The sequence below is a fragment of the Motilibacter deserti genome, from assembly GCF_011250635.1.
Classification (GTDB): domain Bacteria; phylum Actinomycetota; class Actinomycetes; order Motilibacterales; family Motilibacteraceae; genus Motilibacter_A; species Motilibacter_A deserti.
The window spans coordinates 609,165-625,465 of the sequence record NZ_JAANNP010000002.1 but is presented as its reverse complement, the minus strand read 5'-3'; the positions used below and the strand labels follow the sequence as shown (position 1 = coordinate 625,465).

Below are 16,301 nucleotides of genomic sequence, written 5' to 3'. Positions count from 1 at the left end.
GGGTGGCCCGATGCGGGACCTGCAGGCGTACCTCGGCACGCTGTCCGAGGCCGAGCTCGCGGGAGTTCTCACCCGGCGGCCCGACGCGACGGCCGACCCCGTCCCTGCCTCCATCCCGCTCCTCGCCGCCCGGCTGGCGTCCTCGCCGTCGACGGCCCTCGCCCTGGCCCAGCTCGACGCGGCGACGCTCGCGCTGGCGGAGGTGGTGCAGGGGATCGGCGACGGAGCCGACGCCGGGGAGCTCGTCCTGGTGGGAGACCCGGGCACGCCGGACGCGACGCGCGCGGACGAGGCGTTCGAGTAGCTGCGGCGCTCCGCACTGGCGTGGCGGGCGGGCGGCCGGATCCGGCTGAGCGAGGGGCTGCGCCACCTCTGGCCTATGCCGATCGGGCTCGGCCCCGACCTCGCCGACCTCCTCGCCGCACTGACGAGCGAACAGCTCGGCCAACGGCTGACGGCGCTGGGCCTGGGCGTGCCGACTCGCAAGGCCGAGCGCCTGCAGTCCCTGACCGGCGCCTTGAGCAGTCGTGACCTGCTCGGCCCACTCGTCGGCCGCACGCCGCTGCCGGTGCAGAAGCTCCTCGACGAGCTGGTCTACGGCAACCCCGTCGTCGAGGCCGAGAGCTGGTCGGGATGGCCCGCTCGCTCGAGGGGGGCCCAGTCGGCCGAGCAGTGGCTGCTCGACCGCGGCCTGCTGCGCCGGCTCGACTGGTCCGCGGCGGTGATGGCCCGGGAGACCGTGCTCGCCCTGCGCGACCCCTCGTTCCGGGTCACGCTGCCGCCGCGTCCCCCGGACGCCCCGGTGCAACCGGTCGAGCCGCAGCGGGTCGCCGGAGAGGCGGGCAGCGCAGCGGCAGGGTTCCTCGACGGTCTGGCGACGACTCTCGAGAGCCTGTCGGCTGCTCCAGCCGCAACGTTGAAGGCCGGCGGCATCGGCGTCCGCGAGACCCGGCGGCTCGCCAAGGCGATCGGGTGGAGCGAGGAGGACCTCGCGTTCGCGCTCACCGTCGCGCAGGCGGCCGGTCTCGTGAGCGCGCAGGACGCCGTGCTGCCGACGCCGACGTTCGACGAGTGGCGGGCGCTGGGGCCGGGTGACCGGCACGCGGAGCTCGTCGCGGCGTGGTGGGCACTGCCGTGGTCGCCCGGCCACGTGGGCGAGGACGAGCCGAAGACCGCGCCACTCGGCTACCGGCACGAGCAGGTGGGCGTACGCCCGCTGCGCGCCGCACTCATCCGTGCCCTCGCGGCGCTGCCCGAAGGGAAGGCCACGGCGTCGTTGCCGGCGGTCGCTGCGAGCGTGGCCTGGCAGCGGCCGCTGGCCTACGTGCCGCAGTCCGACCCGCACGTCGAGGCGGTCTGGCACGAGGCCCGACGGCTCGGCGTCGTCGCGCTCGACGCCGCCTCCCCCATCGGCCGCGCACTCGTGCTGGCCGACGAGACGGGCGCGCGGGAGGCGCTGCGCGATGCGTGCACTGCGCTTCTGCCGCCAGCCGCCTCGACGGCGACGTTCCAGGCCGACCTGACCGCCGTCGTGACGGGGCCGCCGGACCCTGGCCTGGCCGAGCTGCTCGGCAGCGCGGCGGACGTCGAGGCGCGTGGTGGGGCCACGGTCTGGCGCTTCTCCGCTGCGTCCGTCCGCCGGGCCTTCGACGCCGGCACGACCGCCGACGAGCTCGAGCGCCGGCTGGGCGTCGTGGCCGCGCGGACCCCGCTGCCCCAGCCGTTGACGTACCTGATCCACGACGTCGCCCGACGGCACGGCCGGCTGCGGGTGGCCCCGGTGGCCAGCTGCGTCGTCTCGGACGACGTGGCGCTGCTGGCCGAGGTCTCGCGTACGCAGGGGCTGGCCGCCCTGCAGCCGCGGCTGCTCGCGCCGACGGTGCTGGCGAGCGCGAAGCCCGTCGAGGAGACGGTGGCCCTGCTGCGGGCGGCGGGGTACGCACCGGTCCGCCAGTCCGAGAGCGGCGAGGTCGTCGTCGAGCGGCCGGTGCAGCAGCGCGCGCCGTCACTGGGTCGCGGCGGCCCCGGCCCGCGTGGCGCCGGACGCGCGGGAGAAGCAGCAGCGCCGCACCCGCACCCCCGTCGCCGGCCGAGCTGGCGCACACACTGCTGAACGCGCCGCAGCAGGACCCGCTCGCGGTCGGACGCAGCGACGGCGACCCGCCGGCCGCGAGCCTCGGCCTAGACGGCCTGGAGGCCCTGCTCGCGGCGGTGGCCAGCGGCACTCCGGTGCTGCTGGACTACGTCGACGACTTCGGCGAGCGCGAGACCCTCGTCGTCCGGGACCTGCAACTGGTCCGGAGCGATGCCGTGGGCGGCTATGTCGACGGCGACCCGGAGGGCCATCTCTTCACGCTCGACGGGATCCGAGGGGTGACGCCGTTGCCCGACCAGCTGTGGTGACCCTGCCGGCACGCTGGCCCTAAGCACCGCTGGCGGACCGGACGTGGAGCCTGAGGGCGACCGATCAGGACAGCGGCGGCCGGTCGATCAGCTCCCGCAGCGGGCCCTGCGCGGCCTCGAGGTCGGCCGGGGTCTTGATCGGCAGGAAGCGCCCACGCGGCCCGACGGCCGGGACCTCGAGGTACGTCGTGTCCAGGAAGGCGGATGCCTCGTGGTAGAGCCGCTCGAGCTGGACGGCCGTCCGGCCTTCGACCTGCTTCTCGACGTAGAGCCACGTCAGCTCGAAGTCCTGGTCGAGCGCCTCGAGGTCGAACGTGACGGTGTTGACGTTGGTGAACGGGAGCTTGCTGGCGTCGAAGCCTGCCGGGAAGCGCATGCCCTCGACGATCTGCAGGCGCCCGTCGACGCGGGCCGGAGAGCCGCCGACGTCGCCCTTGTTCTGCACGACCTCGGCGGTCATGGGCTTGCCCTGCAGCATGTGGACGCCGAGCACGACGGGGTCGAGCCGGGCGGGCAGGTTGTCCACGTTGGAGACCGTCACGTACTGCACGCCGCGGTCCTGCAGCTCGTGCAGTACACCGGAGCGGCGGAACGCGAGCAGGAAGTCGCCGTGGCCGGGGCTGTAGAGCGACGGGCGGCCGTCGGCGTCGCGGAACAGCGAGCCGTCCGCCTCGAGGCGCAGCGAGACGTACTGGCTGAAGTAGAGCGGCTCGGGTAGGTCGAGGCCGGCGACGAACTCGCGGGTCGTGGCGTCGGTGGCGTAGCTGTTCATGACGGCGACGTGGGCGGGAGCGGCGAGGGCCGCTCCGATCGCGTGCGCCTGGGCGAGCTTGAGCTCGAGGAAGCTCCTGCCGTCGATCGCCTCGACCACGCCCTTGACGACGCCGCCGAACCGGGTCGCCATCCCGCCGTTGAGCACGACGGACGCGACGGTGCCCGAGCGGAGCAGCTCGAGGCCGGTCGCGTGCGCCTCCTCGTAGCCGGCGTCCCCCGGTGCCGGGAGGCGGGTGATGTCCTCCGGGCGGGACGACTCCACTCCGCCGGTCACGGCGTTGGTCTCCGGCGACAGCGCCCCCTCCGCCACCATGGCCTGCAGCCGGCGGAACTGGTCGGCGTCGAAGCCGTAGGCGTCCAGCGCCTGGCGGGTCTGCGCGTCGAGGCTCGCGAGCTCGTCGTTGGTCACTCCCCGAGCCTCCCAGACCCGGGCAGCGGGCCGCGACCCGCGTCCGGAACGCCCCAGCCGAGGCAGGGCCGCGCTGCCCGCGCGCGGCCCTGCCGTCGGAAGGCTCAGGCGAGCCAGAGCCCGAGCAGCTGCGTCAGCTGCTGGCGGGCGTACGCGTCGACCTTGGCCGGGCGGGCCGCGGTCACGACCCCGCTCAGCTGCCGCACCGCGGCCAGCACCGCGCCGTCGTCGCCGCGCGCCTGGGCGGCCTCGGCGGTGTCGAGCAGCTCGCGCAGGTCCCGGCCGTAGCTGGCGACCACGTGCTTGCCCGTGACGAGCTCGTCCACCGTCGCGCGCAGCTGGGCGAGCGTCGGGTGGACGACGACGGTGAAGGTGACCGCGACCGGCGTCGCGCCGGCCTCGGTCAGGTTGTGCACGTCGACGTAGGCGCCCGAGGACTGCTGCCGCTGGTACGTCACGGTGACCTGCGTCGTGCCGGCGCTGTTGGCGGTCACGCGGACCGTCCCGCCGGAGACGGTTGCGGTGGCGACGGCGGGGTCGGCCACGAGAGCGGTGACGCGGTTCAGCGGGTCGGTCAGCGGGAGCGCGGCGCCGGGGGCGCTCTTGACGGTGACCGCGACGTCCGCAGCCTCGCCGGGCTCGAGCTTCGTCGCTGTTCCCGCTGTGATCGAGAACGGGCCGACGCCCGACGGAACCGGGCGGTCCGCCGTCGTCTGGTCGATGCTTAGCGTCGGGTTGCCGTTCGCATCAGGCTTCGCGTCGTCGATCGTCATGCGCTCGGTGTAGAGCTTGCGCGGCCCGGACGTCGCACCCGGCCGGCCGTGGTGGACGTAGTAGAGCTCGCTGCCGTCCGGGGAGGCGATGACGCTGCCGTGGCCGGTGCCGTACATCGGGAGCGCCGCGTTCTTGGACAGCACGGGGTTGCCCTCGAACTTGCGCCAGGGGCCGAGCGGGCTGTCCGCCGTCGCGTACCCGACGCCGTAGTTCTCGTTCTCCCAGTTGTTCGCCGAGTAGAGCAGGTAGTAGACGGCCTTGCCGTTCACGTAGTGCTTGACCGTCGTCGAGCCCTCGGACCAGCGACGGTCCTTCTTCTGCCCGACGTAGACGGTGTAGTCGTTGACGTGGGCGTTCTCCCACGCCTGCTTGTCCGAGCCGTAGTTCACGACCGGGGTGAACCCGTCGCGGCGCGCACCCTCCGGAGCACCGGGGCGGACATTGGCGTTCTTGTACGCGGGGGTGATCGACGGCATCGTCGTGCCCGTCGGGTCGTTCCACCAGTCCGCGGTCAGCTCGACCGCGTAGATGTTGGACTCCTCGATGTACTTGCCGAGGTCCGTGTCCCAGACCCAGTTCCGGTAGGCGTTGCGCGAGTAGTAGAGATAGACGCGCCCGTCGTCGTCGAAGAAGACGTTGGGGTCGATGAAGGGGATGTACGTCCCCAGCGGCGCCGTCTCACCCTCCTCCCGTGTGGCCGGAGGCTTCCGCTGCGTCGCGTCCATGATGAGGTTGACGTCCCGGTAGTCCGGGTCGTAGGGCCAGTAGTCGATGGGCTCGTCGGAGATGTTGTGGAACGGCCCCGCCGGCGACGTCGACACCGCGACCCCGACCTTGCTCGGCTCCTCGAAGTCCGCGTAGCCGAACGTCTGCTGGACGTCGTCCTGCATGCGGGCGGCGTAGAAGAAGTAGTAGAGCCCGGTTTTGTCGTTGTGGTAGACCTCCGGCGCCCAGAACCAGTCCTTGCCCCAGCGCTTCGGGTCGCTCTGGCTAAGCGCACCACCAGGGACGTGCTCCCACGTGGAGAGGTCGGCCGAGCGGTAGATGCCGAAGTCCCAGCCGCGGTCCGCGCCGTCGGTCGAATAGGCGTAGTAGTAGCCGCTCGCCTCGTCGAATAGCACGAACGGGTCCGCCGCGTTCTGCGACGCGCTGTTGAAGTACGTCGCGTCGGTCAGCGCAGGCTCCGGGGGCGCGGCGGTGGCGGCCGGCGCGAGCGTACCGACGAGAGCGGTCACGACGGCCGCGGCCAGCGCTCGGGAGAAGGTCTTCACGGTGCGATGTCCTCCCTGACATCTCGGGACCAAGCGGGCTGGGTGCCCGAGGCCACGGTACGCCGGGGGCGGCGCGCCGCTGCCCCTCGCCGAGTGCTCCCCGCACCGGCGACGGCGGAGCTGTGGAGCGCTGGCCGCGCCCTGACGCGGTCAGCGCTCCACAGCTCCGCTCCCTCTGGCGCTACGCCTCGCAGACCGCCTTCTCGACCGCGTTGTTGAGGTGGCTCAGCGGCTCGAGCGTGACCGGGAGGGCGGTGACGGCGAAGGCAGCGCCGCGCCCGTCGCGGGTCACCAGGTCGCGGGTCTCGTAGCCGACGAAGTCCCCGCCGTGGCCCCACGCCTCCACGCCGCACGACAACTTCTTCTTGGCGATGCCGAGCCCGTACGACCAGCCGCTCTCCGGCTCGAAGCCGGGCGCCTTGACGGTCGTCAGCATCTCCTTCTGCTGCTCGGGCTTGAGCAGCTTGCCGTCGAGGACGGCGTGGAAGAACTTCAGCAGGTCGCTCGGGGTCGCGACGAGCGCGCCCGCGGCCCAGCCTCCCGAGGGCTCGAACGCGGTCATGTCCTGGAACGCGTCACCGGCCTTCTCTCGGTGGTAGCCCTTGGGGTGCGGGGACCGGATGGTCAGCGTGCCGAGGCCGGGCCAGTACGTGTGCCTGAGCCCGAGCGGCTTCAGGATGCGGTCCGTGATCTGCTCGCCGATCGGGCGGCCGGTGACCTTCTCGACGATCAGCCCGGCGAGCACGTAGTTGGTGTTGCTGTACTCCCACTTCGCACCCGGCTTGAAGTGCGACTTGTGCGTCAGCGCCACGTCGACCAGCGAGCGCGGGTCCCGGTAGGTGCGCTGCGCCTTGTCGAACGGCAGGAAGATGTCCTCGTCGTAGTCCGGGAGCCCGGAAGTCTGTTGCAGGATCTGGCGGACGGTGATGCGGCGGCCGTCGTTGCCGTTCTTGCGGACGACGCCCGGCAGATAGGTGTCGACGCTCTTGTCGAGGTCGACCTTGCCCTCGCCCACCAGTTGCAGGACCACCACCGCGGTGTAGGTCTTGGTGTTGCTGGCGATGCGGACGTACCCGTCGGTCGGGACCTTGGCGCCGGTCTCGAGGTCGCCGACGCCTGCGGTGTAGTTCCGGATCTTGCCGTCACGGTTGCTGACGGCGCCGAGCGCGCCGGGGGCCTGGTCCTCGGTGACCAAGGCGTTCAGACGCTGCTGGGTGGCGTCGGCTCGCTGGGTGCCCGCAGCGTCGGCCGGGACGGTGGTGAGCACGGTCGTGGCTGCGACCGCCGCGAGGGCGACGCCGGCGAGCGTGCGGCGGCTGCGGGCGGTGGGGCCGGAGGTGAGGCGCATGTCGCTCCTTCTCGAGGCTTCGTGCTGACGTGGTCAACACTCGTCCTTTCGAGCGGCGCTTCCGATCCCCCGGGCTGGCGTCTCGTTGGTACCGCCTGCACTACCGCGGGGTGCAACGACCAGGCCTTGCTGGCCCACGATCGGCGCGAGGCCGCCCCCAGGACAAGGGGACGGCCTCGCGGCGGAACGGCTCGGTCAGTACGACAGCACGATGTCGACGCGCCGGTTCGCGGCGCGGCCGTCGGCGGTCGCGTTCGAGGCGTGCGGGTTCGTCTCGCCGAAGGACACGAAGGTCACCTTGACGCTCTCGTCCAGCCCGAGCGCAGCGGCGACCGCCTTGGCCCGGGCGAGGCCGAGGCGCTGGTTGAGCGCGGCGCTTCCGGCGCTGTCGGTGTAGCCCTCGAACCGGGCTGCCTTCGCCGCTCCGACCCGCTCCCGCAGGCCCGCCACGTAGCGGCGCCCCTTCGGGGTGAGCTCAGCCGAGCCGTACGCGAAGAGCAGGTCGGCGGGGGTGACGATGACCCGCGGCGGGACAACGGTCGCGACGGCCTTGAGCACGGTCGGCTCCGCGGCCGCCGTCGTCTCGACCGAGGCCACGACCTGGGTGCGCAGACCGCCGGGTCGGGCGACGAGCTTCTTGCCCGCGGGCGTCAGCACGACCTTGACATCGACGCTAGACGCCTCGCCGGCGCCCGTGAACGTGCCACGGCCGATGACGACCTGCTTGCCGCGGACGGTTGCCACGAGCTTGATCTCGCACGCGGTGACGGTGCCGGTCCCGGCGGTGCAGCCGACGGCGACGGAGTTCTGCTTCACCTTCGTGGCGGCCTTCGCGGGCACGACGATGGCGGGGGCAGGGGTCGGCGTCGGGGCCGGGGCGACCGGGGCCGGCGCGACCGGAGCCGGGGCCACCGGAGCCGGGGCCACCGGGCCCGGAGCGACCGGGGCCGGAGCGACCGGGGCCGGAGCGGGGACGACCGGGGCAGCCGCGACCGGCACGGTGGCGGTCGACGCGGCCGACGGGCTGCTCTGCCCCAGCGCGTTGGTCGCCGTCACGGTGAAGGTGTAGGCGGTGCCGTTGGCCAGGCCGGGCACGACCACGGAGCGCGCGTCGGCGCCGACGACCACGGAGGTCCCACCGGGCGACGCCACGACGGTGTAGCCGGTGATCGGCGCGCCGCCGTCGCGAGCGGGAGCCTTCCAGGACACGGTGGCCTGTCGGTCGCCGGCGACCGCGGTGACGTCGGCCGGGGCGCCCGCGACGCCGCGGGGCGTCACGGCGGCCGAGGCCCCGGACAGCTCACCGGCGCCGGTGGCGTTCTCCGCGGCGATGCGGAAGGTGTAGGCGACCCCACCGGTCAGCCCCTCCACTACGGCGGAGGTTGCCTGCGCGCCCGCGCGGACGCTGCCGGCCGGGCGGCCCTCGGCGTCGTACGCGGTGACGAGGTAGCCGGTGACCGGCGCGCCGCCGTCGCTGAGCGGCGCCGACCACGTCACCGTGGCGCGGCCGTCGCCGGCCTGCGCCGACACCTCGACCGGGGCGCCGGGAGCATCGCACGGCACGACCGGCGCGGAGAAGGCGGAGAGCGTGCTGCCGCCGACCGCGTTCACCGCGGAGACCCGGAACGAGTAGCGCGCGCCGTTGACGAGGCCGGTGACGAGGAGGGACGTGGCGCCCACGACGGTCTCGTCCTTCAGGTAGCCGCCGTGGGCGTCGTAGGTGACGACCTTGTACTTGGAGACGGCCTCGCCGCCGTCGACCGCGGGCGCGGTCCACGAGACGGTCGCCTTCCCGCTGCCCGGGACGGCCATGATGTCGGTCGCCGCGTCCGGCACGGTCGCCGGCGTCACGGGGGCAGAGGCAGCGGACGCGACGCCCGCGCCGACGGCGTTCTCGGCCGTCACCACGAAGGTGTGCGCGACCCCGTTGGCGAGGCCGCCGAGGACCACGCTGAACTGGTTGCCGGGCACGCGCTGGGTCGCGCCGCCGGGCGAGGCCGTGACGGTGTATGCGACGACGGCATCGCCTCCGCTGTCGGACGGCGGGGACCAGGAGACCGTCGCCTTGGCGTCGCCGCGCAGTGCGCTGACGGCTGTCGGGGCGCCCGGGACGGCGGCGGGCGTCGCCTCGGCGGAGGCCGGGGAGGGGTCGGAGGCGCCGGTCCCGTTGTGGGCGACGACGGTGAACGTGTAGGCCGTGCCATTGGTCAGCCCGGGGAACGGCAGCGAGCGGGCGTCGGGGCCGGCGGTGAGCGTGTCGACGACGCCGTTGGCGTCGTGCGCGGTGACGGTGTACTTGGTGATGGGGTCCCCGTTGGCCTCCGGCTCCGTCCACGACACCGTCGCCTGCCGGTCGCCACGCACGACGGTCGGCCGGGCGGGGGCGGCCGGGGCCGCCACGCCGGGCACCTGCGTGGCGAGGACCGTGTCCGGCCGGTAGTCGACGCGGAACTTGCGGCCGTCGGGAAGAGTGAGGACGGTGCCGTCGCTCGCATTGGTGAAAGCGCCGGAGACGCTGCCGTTGTTGACCTGGACCAGCGGGAAGTTGTCGCCCACGTAGGTTCCCGGTGCGACCGCGATCTCGACCGGGCCGTTGAGGACGATGTTCCCGCCGTTGCTGTAGAGGCTCTTGTAGTGCCCGTTGGCGAGCGACGCCTTGAGCGTGCCGAGGAGGGTGTAGCCGAACGGGTCCCAGCCGCTGACGGTCAGCACCATCCCGGGGGCGTCGAGGGTGACGTCGACCGGCGCGTCACCGGCGTTGCTGAGCCGGGCGGGGCCGGAGAAGCCCAGCCGGGCGAAGATCGAGTCGTCCTTCGGCGGCAGGTAGCGGGCGATCACGTTGACGGGCTCGATGTTCACGTAGCCGGCGGACAGGGTGCCGATGGCCCGGGCCTCCAGCGCGGCGACCTGACCGTCGCGTACGACGAGCGGGTCCAGCTGCTCGCCCTGGGCGTCGGTGCCGCCGAGCTCGATGGCGGCGCGCTGCGCTCCGCCGGGCACCTGCAGCGAGCCCTTGCCTCGGACCGTGAAGGTGTCGGTGTCGTGCTCGGAGTCGTACGCGTAGTCGATCGTGAGCTTGTCCCCGGGGTCGACGGCGTCGTTGAAGAGGTGCGGGCCGTAGTTGCCGATGCCGAAGCCGTCGGCGGTGATCTCCGGCCCGACACCAGACAGCGCGAGCCGGCCCGGCTCGGCGCGCACCTCGTTCTTCTCCTGGATGGGCAGCTGCAGGTTGCCCAGCGCCGGGACCCCGAGGGTGCCTTGGAAATCGAGGCGGCCGCCCGACGGGGTGCTCTCCATCTGCACGCGCCGCGGCGTGAAGTAGGAGTCGTCGAAGATGTTGATGTACTTGTAGCTGCTGTAGATCGGGGTTCCCTCCCCGACCAGCGAGTCGATGACGAAGTCCTGGTTGCCCTGAAGGAACTGGACGTCCTTGCCGGTCGTGGCCTCGGCGGCGCTGCCACTGATGGTGAAGTGCGGCGCTCCGTCGTTGTAGTAGACCTGCACTCGGCCCTCGGCCTTGAGGACCGGGACGAAGGGGCCGTCGTCGGGGTCGAAGCCGATGGCGATGGTGCCGTCGCTGGTCACGCGGCCGCTGTAGTCGTCGTACCACGGGCTGTCCGAGACGTTGACGAACCTCAGCCCTTGGAGGGCGTACGTCGCGTCGGCCGCCGATGCGGACGTCGCGGTCGCGACGGCGCCGGTCGACGCGATGGCAAGTGCTGTGGCCATCGACAAAAGACGGAATCTGGGCCCGTGCATCAGGGGAGCTACCTCTCTCGACTTCCTCCGCACGGACGTTCGCCGGGCGCGAGTGCCTATCGGCGGGAGGAGGTGGGTCCTGAGGTGCCGGCTGCTGCGGGCCTTTCGCCCCGGACCCGTGTGTACTTCATGGGTGGTGCAACCTCGGACGTCCAGTTCAGCTCAGCTGCGCCGCTGCACTCTTCGTGGAGACCCGCGGGGTCAGCGGCGGAGGTCCTCGAGATACCTCAGCACCGCGACGACCCGCCGGTCGGTCTGCTCGGTCGGTGGCAGGTCGAGCTTTGAGAAGATGCTGCGGATGTGCTTGTGCACCGCCCCGTCGGTGACGACCAGCCGCTCGGCGATGGCCGCGTTGCCCAGGCCCTGCGCCATGAGGTCGAGCACCTCACGCTCGCGCGACGTCAGCCGCTCCAACCCGGCGTCGGCGCGCCCGCGCGTCATGAGCTGCGCGACGACGTCGGGGTCGATGGACGTCCCGCCGGCAGCGACCCGGTGCAGCGCTTCGAGGAACGACTCCACGCGCCCGACACGCTCCTTGAGCAGGTAGCCGAGCCCCGCCGCCCCACTGGCCAGCAGGTCGGTCGCGAAGGCCTGCTCGACGTACGCCGACAGCACCAGCACGGCTAGCTCCGGCTGCCGGCGGCGGGCCTCGACCGCCGCGACGATGCCCTCGTCGGTGTGCGTGGGTGGCATACGGACGTCGACGATGGCGACGTCGGGACGGTGCTCGTCGACGGCGGCGAGGAACGCGTCCGGCCCCTCGGCGGTGGCGACGACGTCGAGCCCCTCGGCCTTGAGCAGGAGGGCGACGCCTTCGCGAAGCAGGGCGTCGTCCTCGGCGATCACGATCCGCATGCCAGCCGTACCTCCAGTGTCGTCGGCCCGCCGACCGGGCTGGTCATCGTCACCGTGCCGTCGAGCGCCTCGACGCGCAGCCGGATGCCAAGGAGGCCACTGCCGCGCGCCTCGTCGGCCCCGCCCTTGCCGTTGTCGGTGACCCGCACGTATAGCTCGTCGCCACGCCTGCGCACGTCGACGTCGACCGCGGTGGCGCCGCTGTGCCGCGCCGCGTTGGTCAACGACTCCGCGACGACGAAGTACGCGGTGGCCTCGACGGCCGCCGCGCACCGGCCGGGGACGTCGACGCGCAGGTCGCACGGAATCGGGCTGGTCGCGGCGAGGCCGCGCAGCGCTCCCGTGAGGCCGCGGTCGGCGAGCACGGGCGGGAGGATGCTGCGTACGACGCCGCGCAGCTCGGCCAGGGCGTCCTCCGCCGCGGCCTGCGCGCGCTCGAGGATCTCCGCGGCGGCCGCCGGGTTGCGCTCCGCGGCCCGTCGCGCGGCGCCGAGCAGGACGGTGACGGCGACGAGCCGGTTCTGCGTGCCGTCGTGCAGCGCCCGCTCGATGCGTCGCAGCTCGGTCGCGTGCGCGTCGAGCGCGGCGGCCCGGGTCGCGGACAGCTGAGCCACGCGCAGGGTGAGGTCGCTGCTGGGGTCGAGCGGCAGCAGGCGCAGCCCCCGGCGTACGAGCCAACGCGCCATCGCCGGGGTGAGAGTCGCGCTGAGCGCGATCCACCCGACGCCCAGGAGGAGAGCCGCGAAGGCGCTCCCCCAGCTGCCGACCACCCACAGGCTCAGGGTCGGCGTCACCTCGCCCTGCGCGAAGAAGCGCCACCACAGCGGCACGGTGACGTCGCGCAGGCCGGAGATCGGCAGCAGCAGGCCGAGCGCCGCGAGCAACAGCCCGCCGGTGGCGTGGCCGACGAGCCAGCGCAGCTCACGGCGTACGTCCGGGTCGTTGCGCGCCGCTCCGAGCTGCCCAGGCGGGTCGCCTGGGCCGAGGAAGGGGCCGTTCGTCCGGCGAAGGCGGTTGCGCTCGCGCTCCGCGACCGCGTGGACCGCCCGCAGCGCGTTCGGGACCAGCAGCAGGCCGACCCCGACGACGCACAGCACGAGGACGACGCCCAGCCAGGACAGCACGCCGAAGGCGAGCACCGCGGTTACGAAGGCCCCGGCCACCTGCTCCAGCGAGACGAGGGCGTCACCGGCCACGCGCGGCAGCCGAGCACGCAGGCCTTCCTGGGCCTCGTCGTCCTGGGGCGCCTGGGGCGGCACGTCGAGCTCCGTCCATCGGGGCGGCTTGCGGTCCCTTCGAGCGTAGGGGGCTCGCCACCGGTTGTCGGTAGTGCCTGCTGCACCGTGAAGACGCCCGTGCGCGGGCTCGGCCGCAGCGTCCCCGCTGCCTAGCGTCGAAGGCACCTCCACATCGATGCAAGGAGTGCCTCGTGAGCGTCGCCCCGATGGCTGAACCTGTCTTCGCCGAACCGCTACACCCCGGTCCCGCTTCTGCCATCTCGCTGGAGGCCGTGTCCAAGACGTACGCCGGCGGCGTGCGAGCGCTGGACGACGTCTCCCTCGAGGTGCCGTCGGGGGCCTTTGTCGCGGTCGTGGGCCCGTCGGGGTCGGGCAAGAGCACGCTGATGCACTGTGCGGCGGGGCTCGACGTGCCCACCACGGGCAGCGTACGGATCGAGGGCGTCGAGGTCTCCGGGCTCGGCGAGACGCGGCGGACGGAGCTGCGGCGGGAGCGGATCGGGTTCGTCTTCCAGGCGTACAACCTCATCCCGTCGCTGAGCGTCGCCGACAACATCACGCTGCCGCTACGGCTCGCGGGCAAGACCCCCGGCCCTGGCTGGCTGCGCGAGCTGGTGTCGCGGGTCGGTCTGCCGGAGCGGCTGGACGCGCGGCCGGCCGAGCTGTCGGGCGGCCAGCAGCAGCGCGTGGCGATCGCCCGGGCGCTGATCGCCCGGCCTGCGGTGGTGTTCGCCGACGAGCCGACGGGTGCGCTGGACCTGCGTACCGCGCGCACGGTGCTCGCCCTGCTCCGCAGCCTCGTCACCGAGCTCGGGCAGACGGTGGTGATGGTGACGCACGACCCGGCGGCAGCCGCGTACGCCGACACCGCGCTGGTGATGGCCGACGGCCGGGTCGTCGAACAGGTCGGCTCGCCCACCGCTCCGGCCGTCGCCAACCGGCTCGTCGCGCTCGAGGAGGGCTGAGCCGTGCTGCAGCTGGCGTCGAGCATGGCGCGCCGCCGCGTGGCGGCGCTGTTCGCGATCGCGCTGGCCGTCCTCGGCGGCGCGGCGCTGTTCACCGGTGCTGGTGTGCTCTTCGAGTCAGGGGTGCGCTCGCACCTGCCACCCGGGCGGCTCGCGGGCGCGGACGTCGTCGTGACTGCTCGGCAGTCGCTGCCGGTGCCGGGGGACGTGTCGGTGCCGCTGCCGGAGCGGGCGGTGGTGCCTGCGTCCGTCGTCTCGCAGCTGCGGGACGTGCCCGGGGTGGAGTCGGTGGTCGGGGACGTGAGCCTTCCCGCCGCGGTCGTCGCGCCCGGGGGCCGGGTCGTGAGCACGGAGGACCCTGCTTCCGCGGGGCACGGGTGGTCGTCGGCCGCCCTCCTCGGGCGTGTGGCGGTGCAGGGGCGCGCACCGGTGGGGAACGGCGAGGTCGCGCTCGGGTCCTCCTTGGCCGCTGCCACCCGGCTCGCCGTGGGCGACCGGGCGCGGCTGGTGATCGCGGGCCGGTCGGGGTCGTACGTCGTCACGGCCGTCGTCGGGTCACCGCACGCAGGTGTCCTGCTCGCCGATGCGACGGCGCTGCGGCTCGCGGGGCGGGAGTCCGGCGTACGCGCCGGGACGGTGGACCTCGTGGGCGTCCGTGCTGCTCCGGGCCGATCGTCCGAGGTCGCCGACGAGGTGCGGTCGCGGCTCGCCGGCTCGGGGCTCGTGGCGTCGACGGGCGCGAGCCGTGGCGACGCCGCCTCCCCCGCGGCGGCCGCGTCGCGCGGGCTGCTGCTCGCGGCCGCGGGGTCGTTGAGCGGGATCGTGCTGTTGGTCGTCGGCTTAATCGTCGCCGGCGCGCTGTCCGTCGCGGTCGAGGGCCAGCGCCGCGAGCTCGCCCTGCTGCGCGCTGTCGGCGCTACCCCGCGCCAGGTGCGCTCGCTGGCGGCCGGGCAGGCTTCCGTTGCCGCTGCCGTTGGCGCCGTTCCCGGCATCGTCCTCGGGTACGCCGTGGCGGGCCAGCTGCGCGGGCTGCTCACCGGGCTCGGGTTGCCGCCAGAGATGCCACTCGCCCGGAGCCCACTACCGGCGTTGTGCGCCCTGCTGCTGCTCGGAGCCACCGTGCAGGTTGCTGCGCGGGCTGCCTCGCGGCGGACGTCGCGGATGTCCGCGGTCGAAGCGGTTCTTGAATCGCATAGCGAGCCGCGCGAGGTCTCGCGCGTCCGGGTCGTCTCTGGCCTCGTGCTGTTCGGCGGTGCCCTCGTGCTGTCCGTCGCACCGTTGCTCATGCGCTCCGCGCTCGGCGCTGGGATGACGTCGCTGGCGGGGATCATCGCCTCGATCGGCCTCGCCCTCGCCGGGCCGGCCCTGCTGCAGCGGCTCGGCGCTCTGCTCGGGCCTCGCTCGCAGCGGCGGGCGTCGTCACCCCTGTGGCTGGCGGTGGAGAACGTGCGTGCGTTCGCCGTCCGGTCGGCCGGGGTGGTGTCGACGCTCGCGATGGCGGTGGTGCTGGTGCTGACCTACGTCCTCGCGCAGACGACGGTGATGGCCGCCGTCGAGCGCGAGAGCAGCGCCGGGTCGCTGGCGCAGCACGAGGTGTCGGCCGGCGCGTTGGGCGGGGTGCCAGACGGGCTGGTCGAGCAGCTGCGCACGATTCCTGGGGTGAAGGCCGCTTCGGCTGTCTCGTCGACGACCGTGCTCTGGCCGCACACGGTGCTCGGCGACGTCGAGGTGGAGCCCGAGCCGGCAATGGTGCTCGAGCCCGACACTTGGGACGTGCTGGACCTTGGTGTACGCGCCGGCGACGTTGCCGATCTGCACGGAGCCACCGTTGCGGTGTCCGAGGACGTGGCCCGGTCGCGGAACGCCGGGGTCGGGCGCGACGTGGCTCTTTTGCTCGGTGACGGCGCGTCGGTGCAGGCGCGGGTCGTGGCGGTGTATTCGCGGTCGCTCGGGTTCGGGTCGGTGGTGCTGTCTCGCGACCTGGCCGAGGGGCACACGGGACTGTTGGCTGATCGCGTGCTGGTGCGTACCGAGAGAAGCTCCAGGCTGGCGGAAGCGGTGGACGTGCAGCCCGGGCTCGCCCTGTCGTCCATCTCCAGCGGATCCCTGCCTGTGCCGCCGGAGGTGAAGCTGAACCTCGTCGTGATCCTGGTGTTGCTTGGGTACGTGCTGATGGGCATCGCGAACAAGCTCGTGGCGGCCACTTCACAGCGTCGGGACGAGCTGGCGGCACTGCGGCTCAGCGGTGCGACCTCCCGGCAGCTGCGGGCGATGCTGCGGCGGGAGGCTTCGCTGCTCTCGGTGTGCGCGATCGGCAGCGGGCTCGCGGTCGCGGCGGTACCGCTGATGTTGCTGGGCGTCGGGTTCCTCGACCGGCCATGGGCAGCCGGACCGCTCTGGCTGCTTCCGGCGGTGGTGCTGGTCGTCGTGGGCAGCACGTTCGCGTGCATCGAGCTGCCAGGACGCCGCGTGCTACGGGAGCGGCCGGCGTACGCGGTGTAGCCC

General features: G+C 73.3%; 11 protein-coding genes. 5 read left to right on the top strand and 6 right to left on the bottom strand.

What is annotated here, in order from left to right:
- Positions 1-10: 10 nt before the first annotated feature.
- From G9H71_RS07760 to G9H71_RS07750, 3 genes are all read left to right on the top strand, one after another.
- On the top strand, positions 11-304 hold the full coding sequence (locus G9H71_RS07760) for a hypothetical protein (RefSeq protein WP_166280339.1): 294 nt from the start codon (positions 11-13) through the stop codon (positions 302-304).
- A gap of 75 nt (positions 305-379) precedes the next feature.
- Entirely contained in the window at positions 380-2,113 is a 1,734-nt protein-coding gene (locus tag G9H71_RS07755) for a helicase-associated domain-containing protein (RefSeq protein WP_166280337.1), read from the top strand.
- Between the two features lie 98 nt (positions 2,114-2,211).
- Positions 2,212-2,403, top strand: coding sequence for a hypothetical protein (locus G9H71_RS07750; protein WP_166280335.1), 192 nt, complete (start codon positions 2,212-2,214; stop codon positions 2,401-2,403).
- A 64-nt stretch (positions 2,404-2,467) separates the two neighbouring features.
- On the opposite strand, the gene G9H71_RS07745 is transcribed toward G9H71_RS07750, so the two are convergent.
- The 6 genes from G9H71_RS07745 to G9H71_RS07720 form a co-directional block, all read right to left on the bottom strand.
- Positions 2,468-3,586: a UTP--glucose-1-phosphate uridylyltransferase gene (locus G9H71_RS07745; protein ID WP_166280333.1), complete on the bottom strand. Its 1,119-nt coding sequence runs from the start codon at positions 3,584-3,586 to the stop codon at positions 2,468-2,470.
- 104 nt (positions 3,587-3,690) lie between these two features.
- Positions 3,691-5,631: a family 43 glycosylhydrolase gene (locus G9H71_RS07740; protein ID WP_331272822.1), complete on the bottom strand. Its 1,941-nt coding sequence runs from the start codon at positions 5,629-5,631 to the stop codon at positions 3,691-3,693.
- Positions 5,632-5,812: 181 nt separating this feature from the next.
- Positions 5,813-6,979, bottom strand: coding sequence for a serine hydrolase domain-containing protein (locus G9H71_RS07735; RefSeq protein WP_166280331.1), 1,167 nt, complete (start codon positions 6,977-6,979; stop codon positions 5,813-5,815).
- Between the two features lie 195 nt (positions 6,980-7,174).
- On the bottom strand, positions 7,175-10,708 hold the full coding sequence (locus tag G9H71_RS07730) for a fibronectin type III domain-containing protein (protein WP_166280329.1): 3,534 nt from the start codon (positions 10,706-10,708) through the stop codon (positions 7,175-7,177).
- A gap of 231 nt (positions 10,709-10,939) precedes the next feature.
- A complete protein-coding gene (locus G9H71_RS07725) occupies positions 10,940-11,593 on the bottom strand; it encodes a response regulator transcription factor (protein ID WP_166280327.1) in 654 nt (217 codons plus the stop codon).
- A complete protein-coding gene (locus tag G9H71_RS07720) occupies positions 11,581-12,852 on the bottom strand; it encodes a sensor histidine kinase (protein ID WP_331272821.1) in 1,272 nt (423 codons plus the stop codon). Before G9H71_RS07720 ends, G9H71_RS07725 begins: the two co-directional genes overlap by 13 nt.
- 185 nt (positions 12,853-13,037) lie before the next feature.
- On the opposite strand from G9H71_RS07720, the gene G9H71_RS07715 reads away from it, so the two are divergent.
- Both G9H71_RS07715 and G9H71_RS07710 read left to right on the top strand, forming a co-directional pair.
- Positions 13,038-13,796 carry an ABC transporter ATP-binding protein gene (locus G9H71_RS07715; RefSeq protein ID WP_166280614.1) on the top strand — a complete coding sequence of 253 codons (759 nt, stop codon included), beginning with the start codon at positions 13,038-13,040 and terminating at the stop codon, positions 13,794-13,796.
- 3 nt (positions 13,797-13,799) lie between these two features.
- Positions 13,800-16,298, top strand: a complete 2,499-nt coding sequence (locus G9H71_RS07710) for an ABC transporter permease (protein WP_331272819.1) — start codon at positions 13,800-13,802, stop codon at positions 16,296-16,298.
- Positions 16,299-16,301 lie beyond the last annotated feature (3 nt).

Bases quoted from the DNA above. Each gene is read 5' to 3' on its own strand.
- G9H71_RS07715 (WP_166280614.1), top strand. From the start codon at position 13,038: ATGGCTGAACCTGTCTTCGCCGAACCGCTACACCCCGGTCCCGCTTCT.
- G9H71_RS07730 (WP_166280329.1), bottom strand. From the start codon at position 10,708: ATGGCCACAGCACTTGCCATCGCGTCGACCGGCGCCGTCGCGACCGCG.
- G9H71_RS07735 (WP_166280331.1), bottom strand. From the start codon at position 6,979: ATGCGCCTCACCTCCGGCCCCACCGCCCGCAGCCGCCGCACGCTCGCC.
- G9H71_RS07725 (WP_166280327.1), bottom strand. From the start codon at position 11,593: ATGCGGATCGTGATCGCCGAGGACGACGCCCTGCTTCGCGAAGGCGTC.
- G9H71_RS07760 (WP_166280339.1), top strand. From the start codon at position 11: ATGCGGGACCTGCAGGCGTACCTCGGCACGCTGTCCGAGGCCGAGCTC.
- G9H71_RS07755 (WP_166280337.1), top strand. From the start codon at position 380: ATGCCGATCGGGCTCGGCCCCGACCTCGCCGACCTCCTCGCCGCACTG.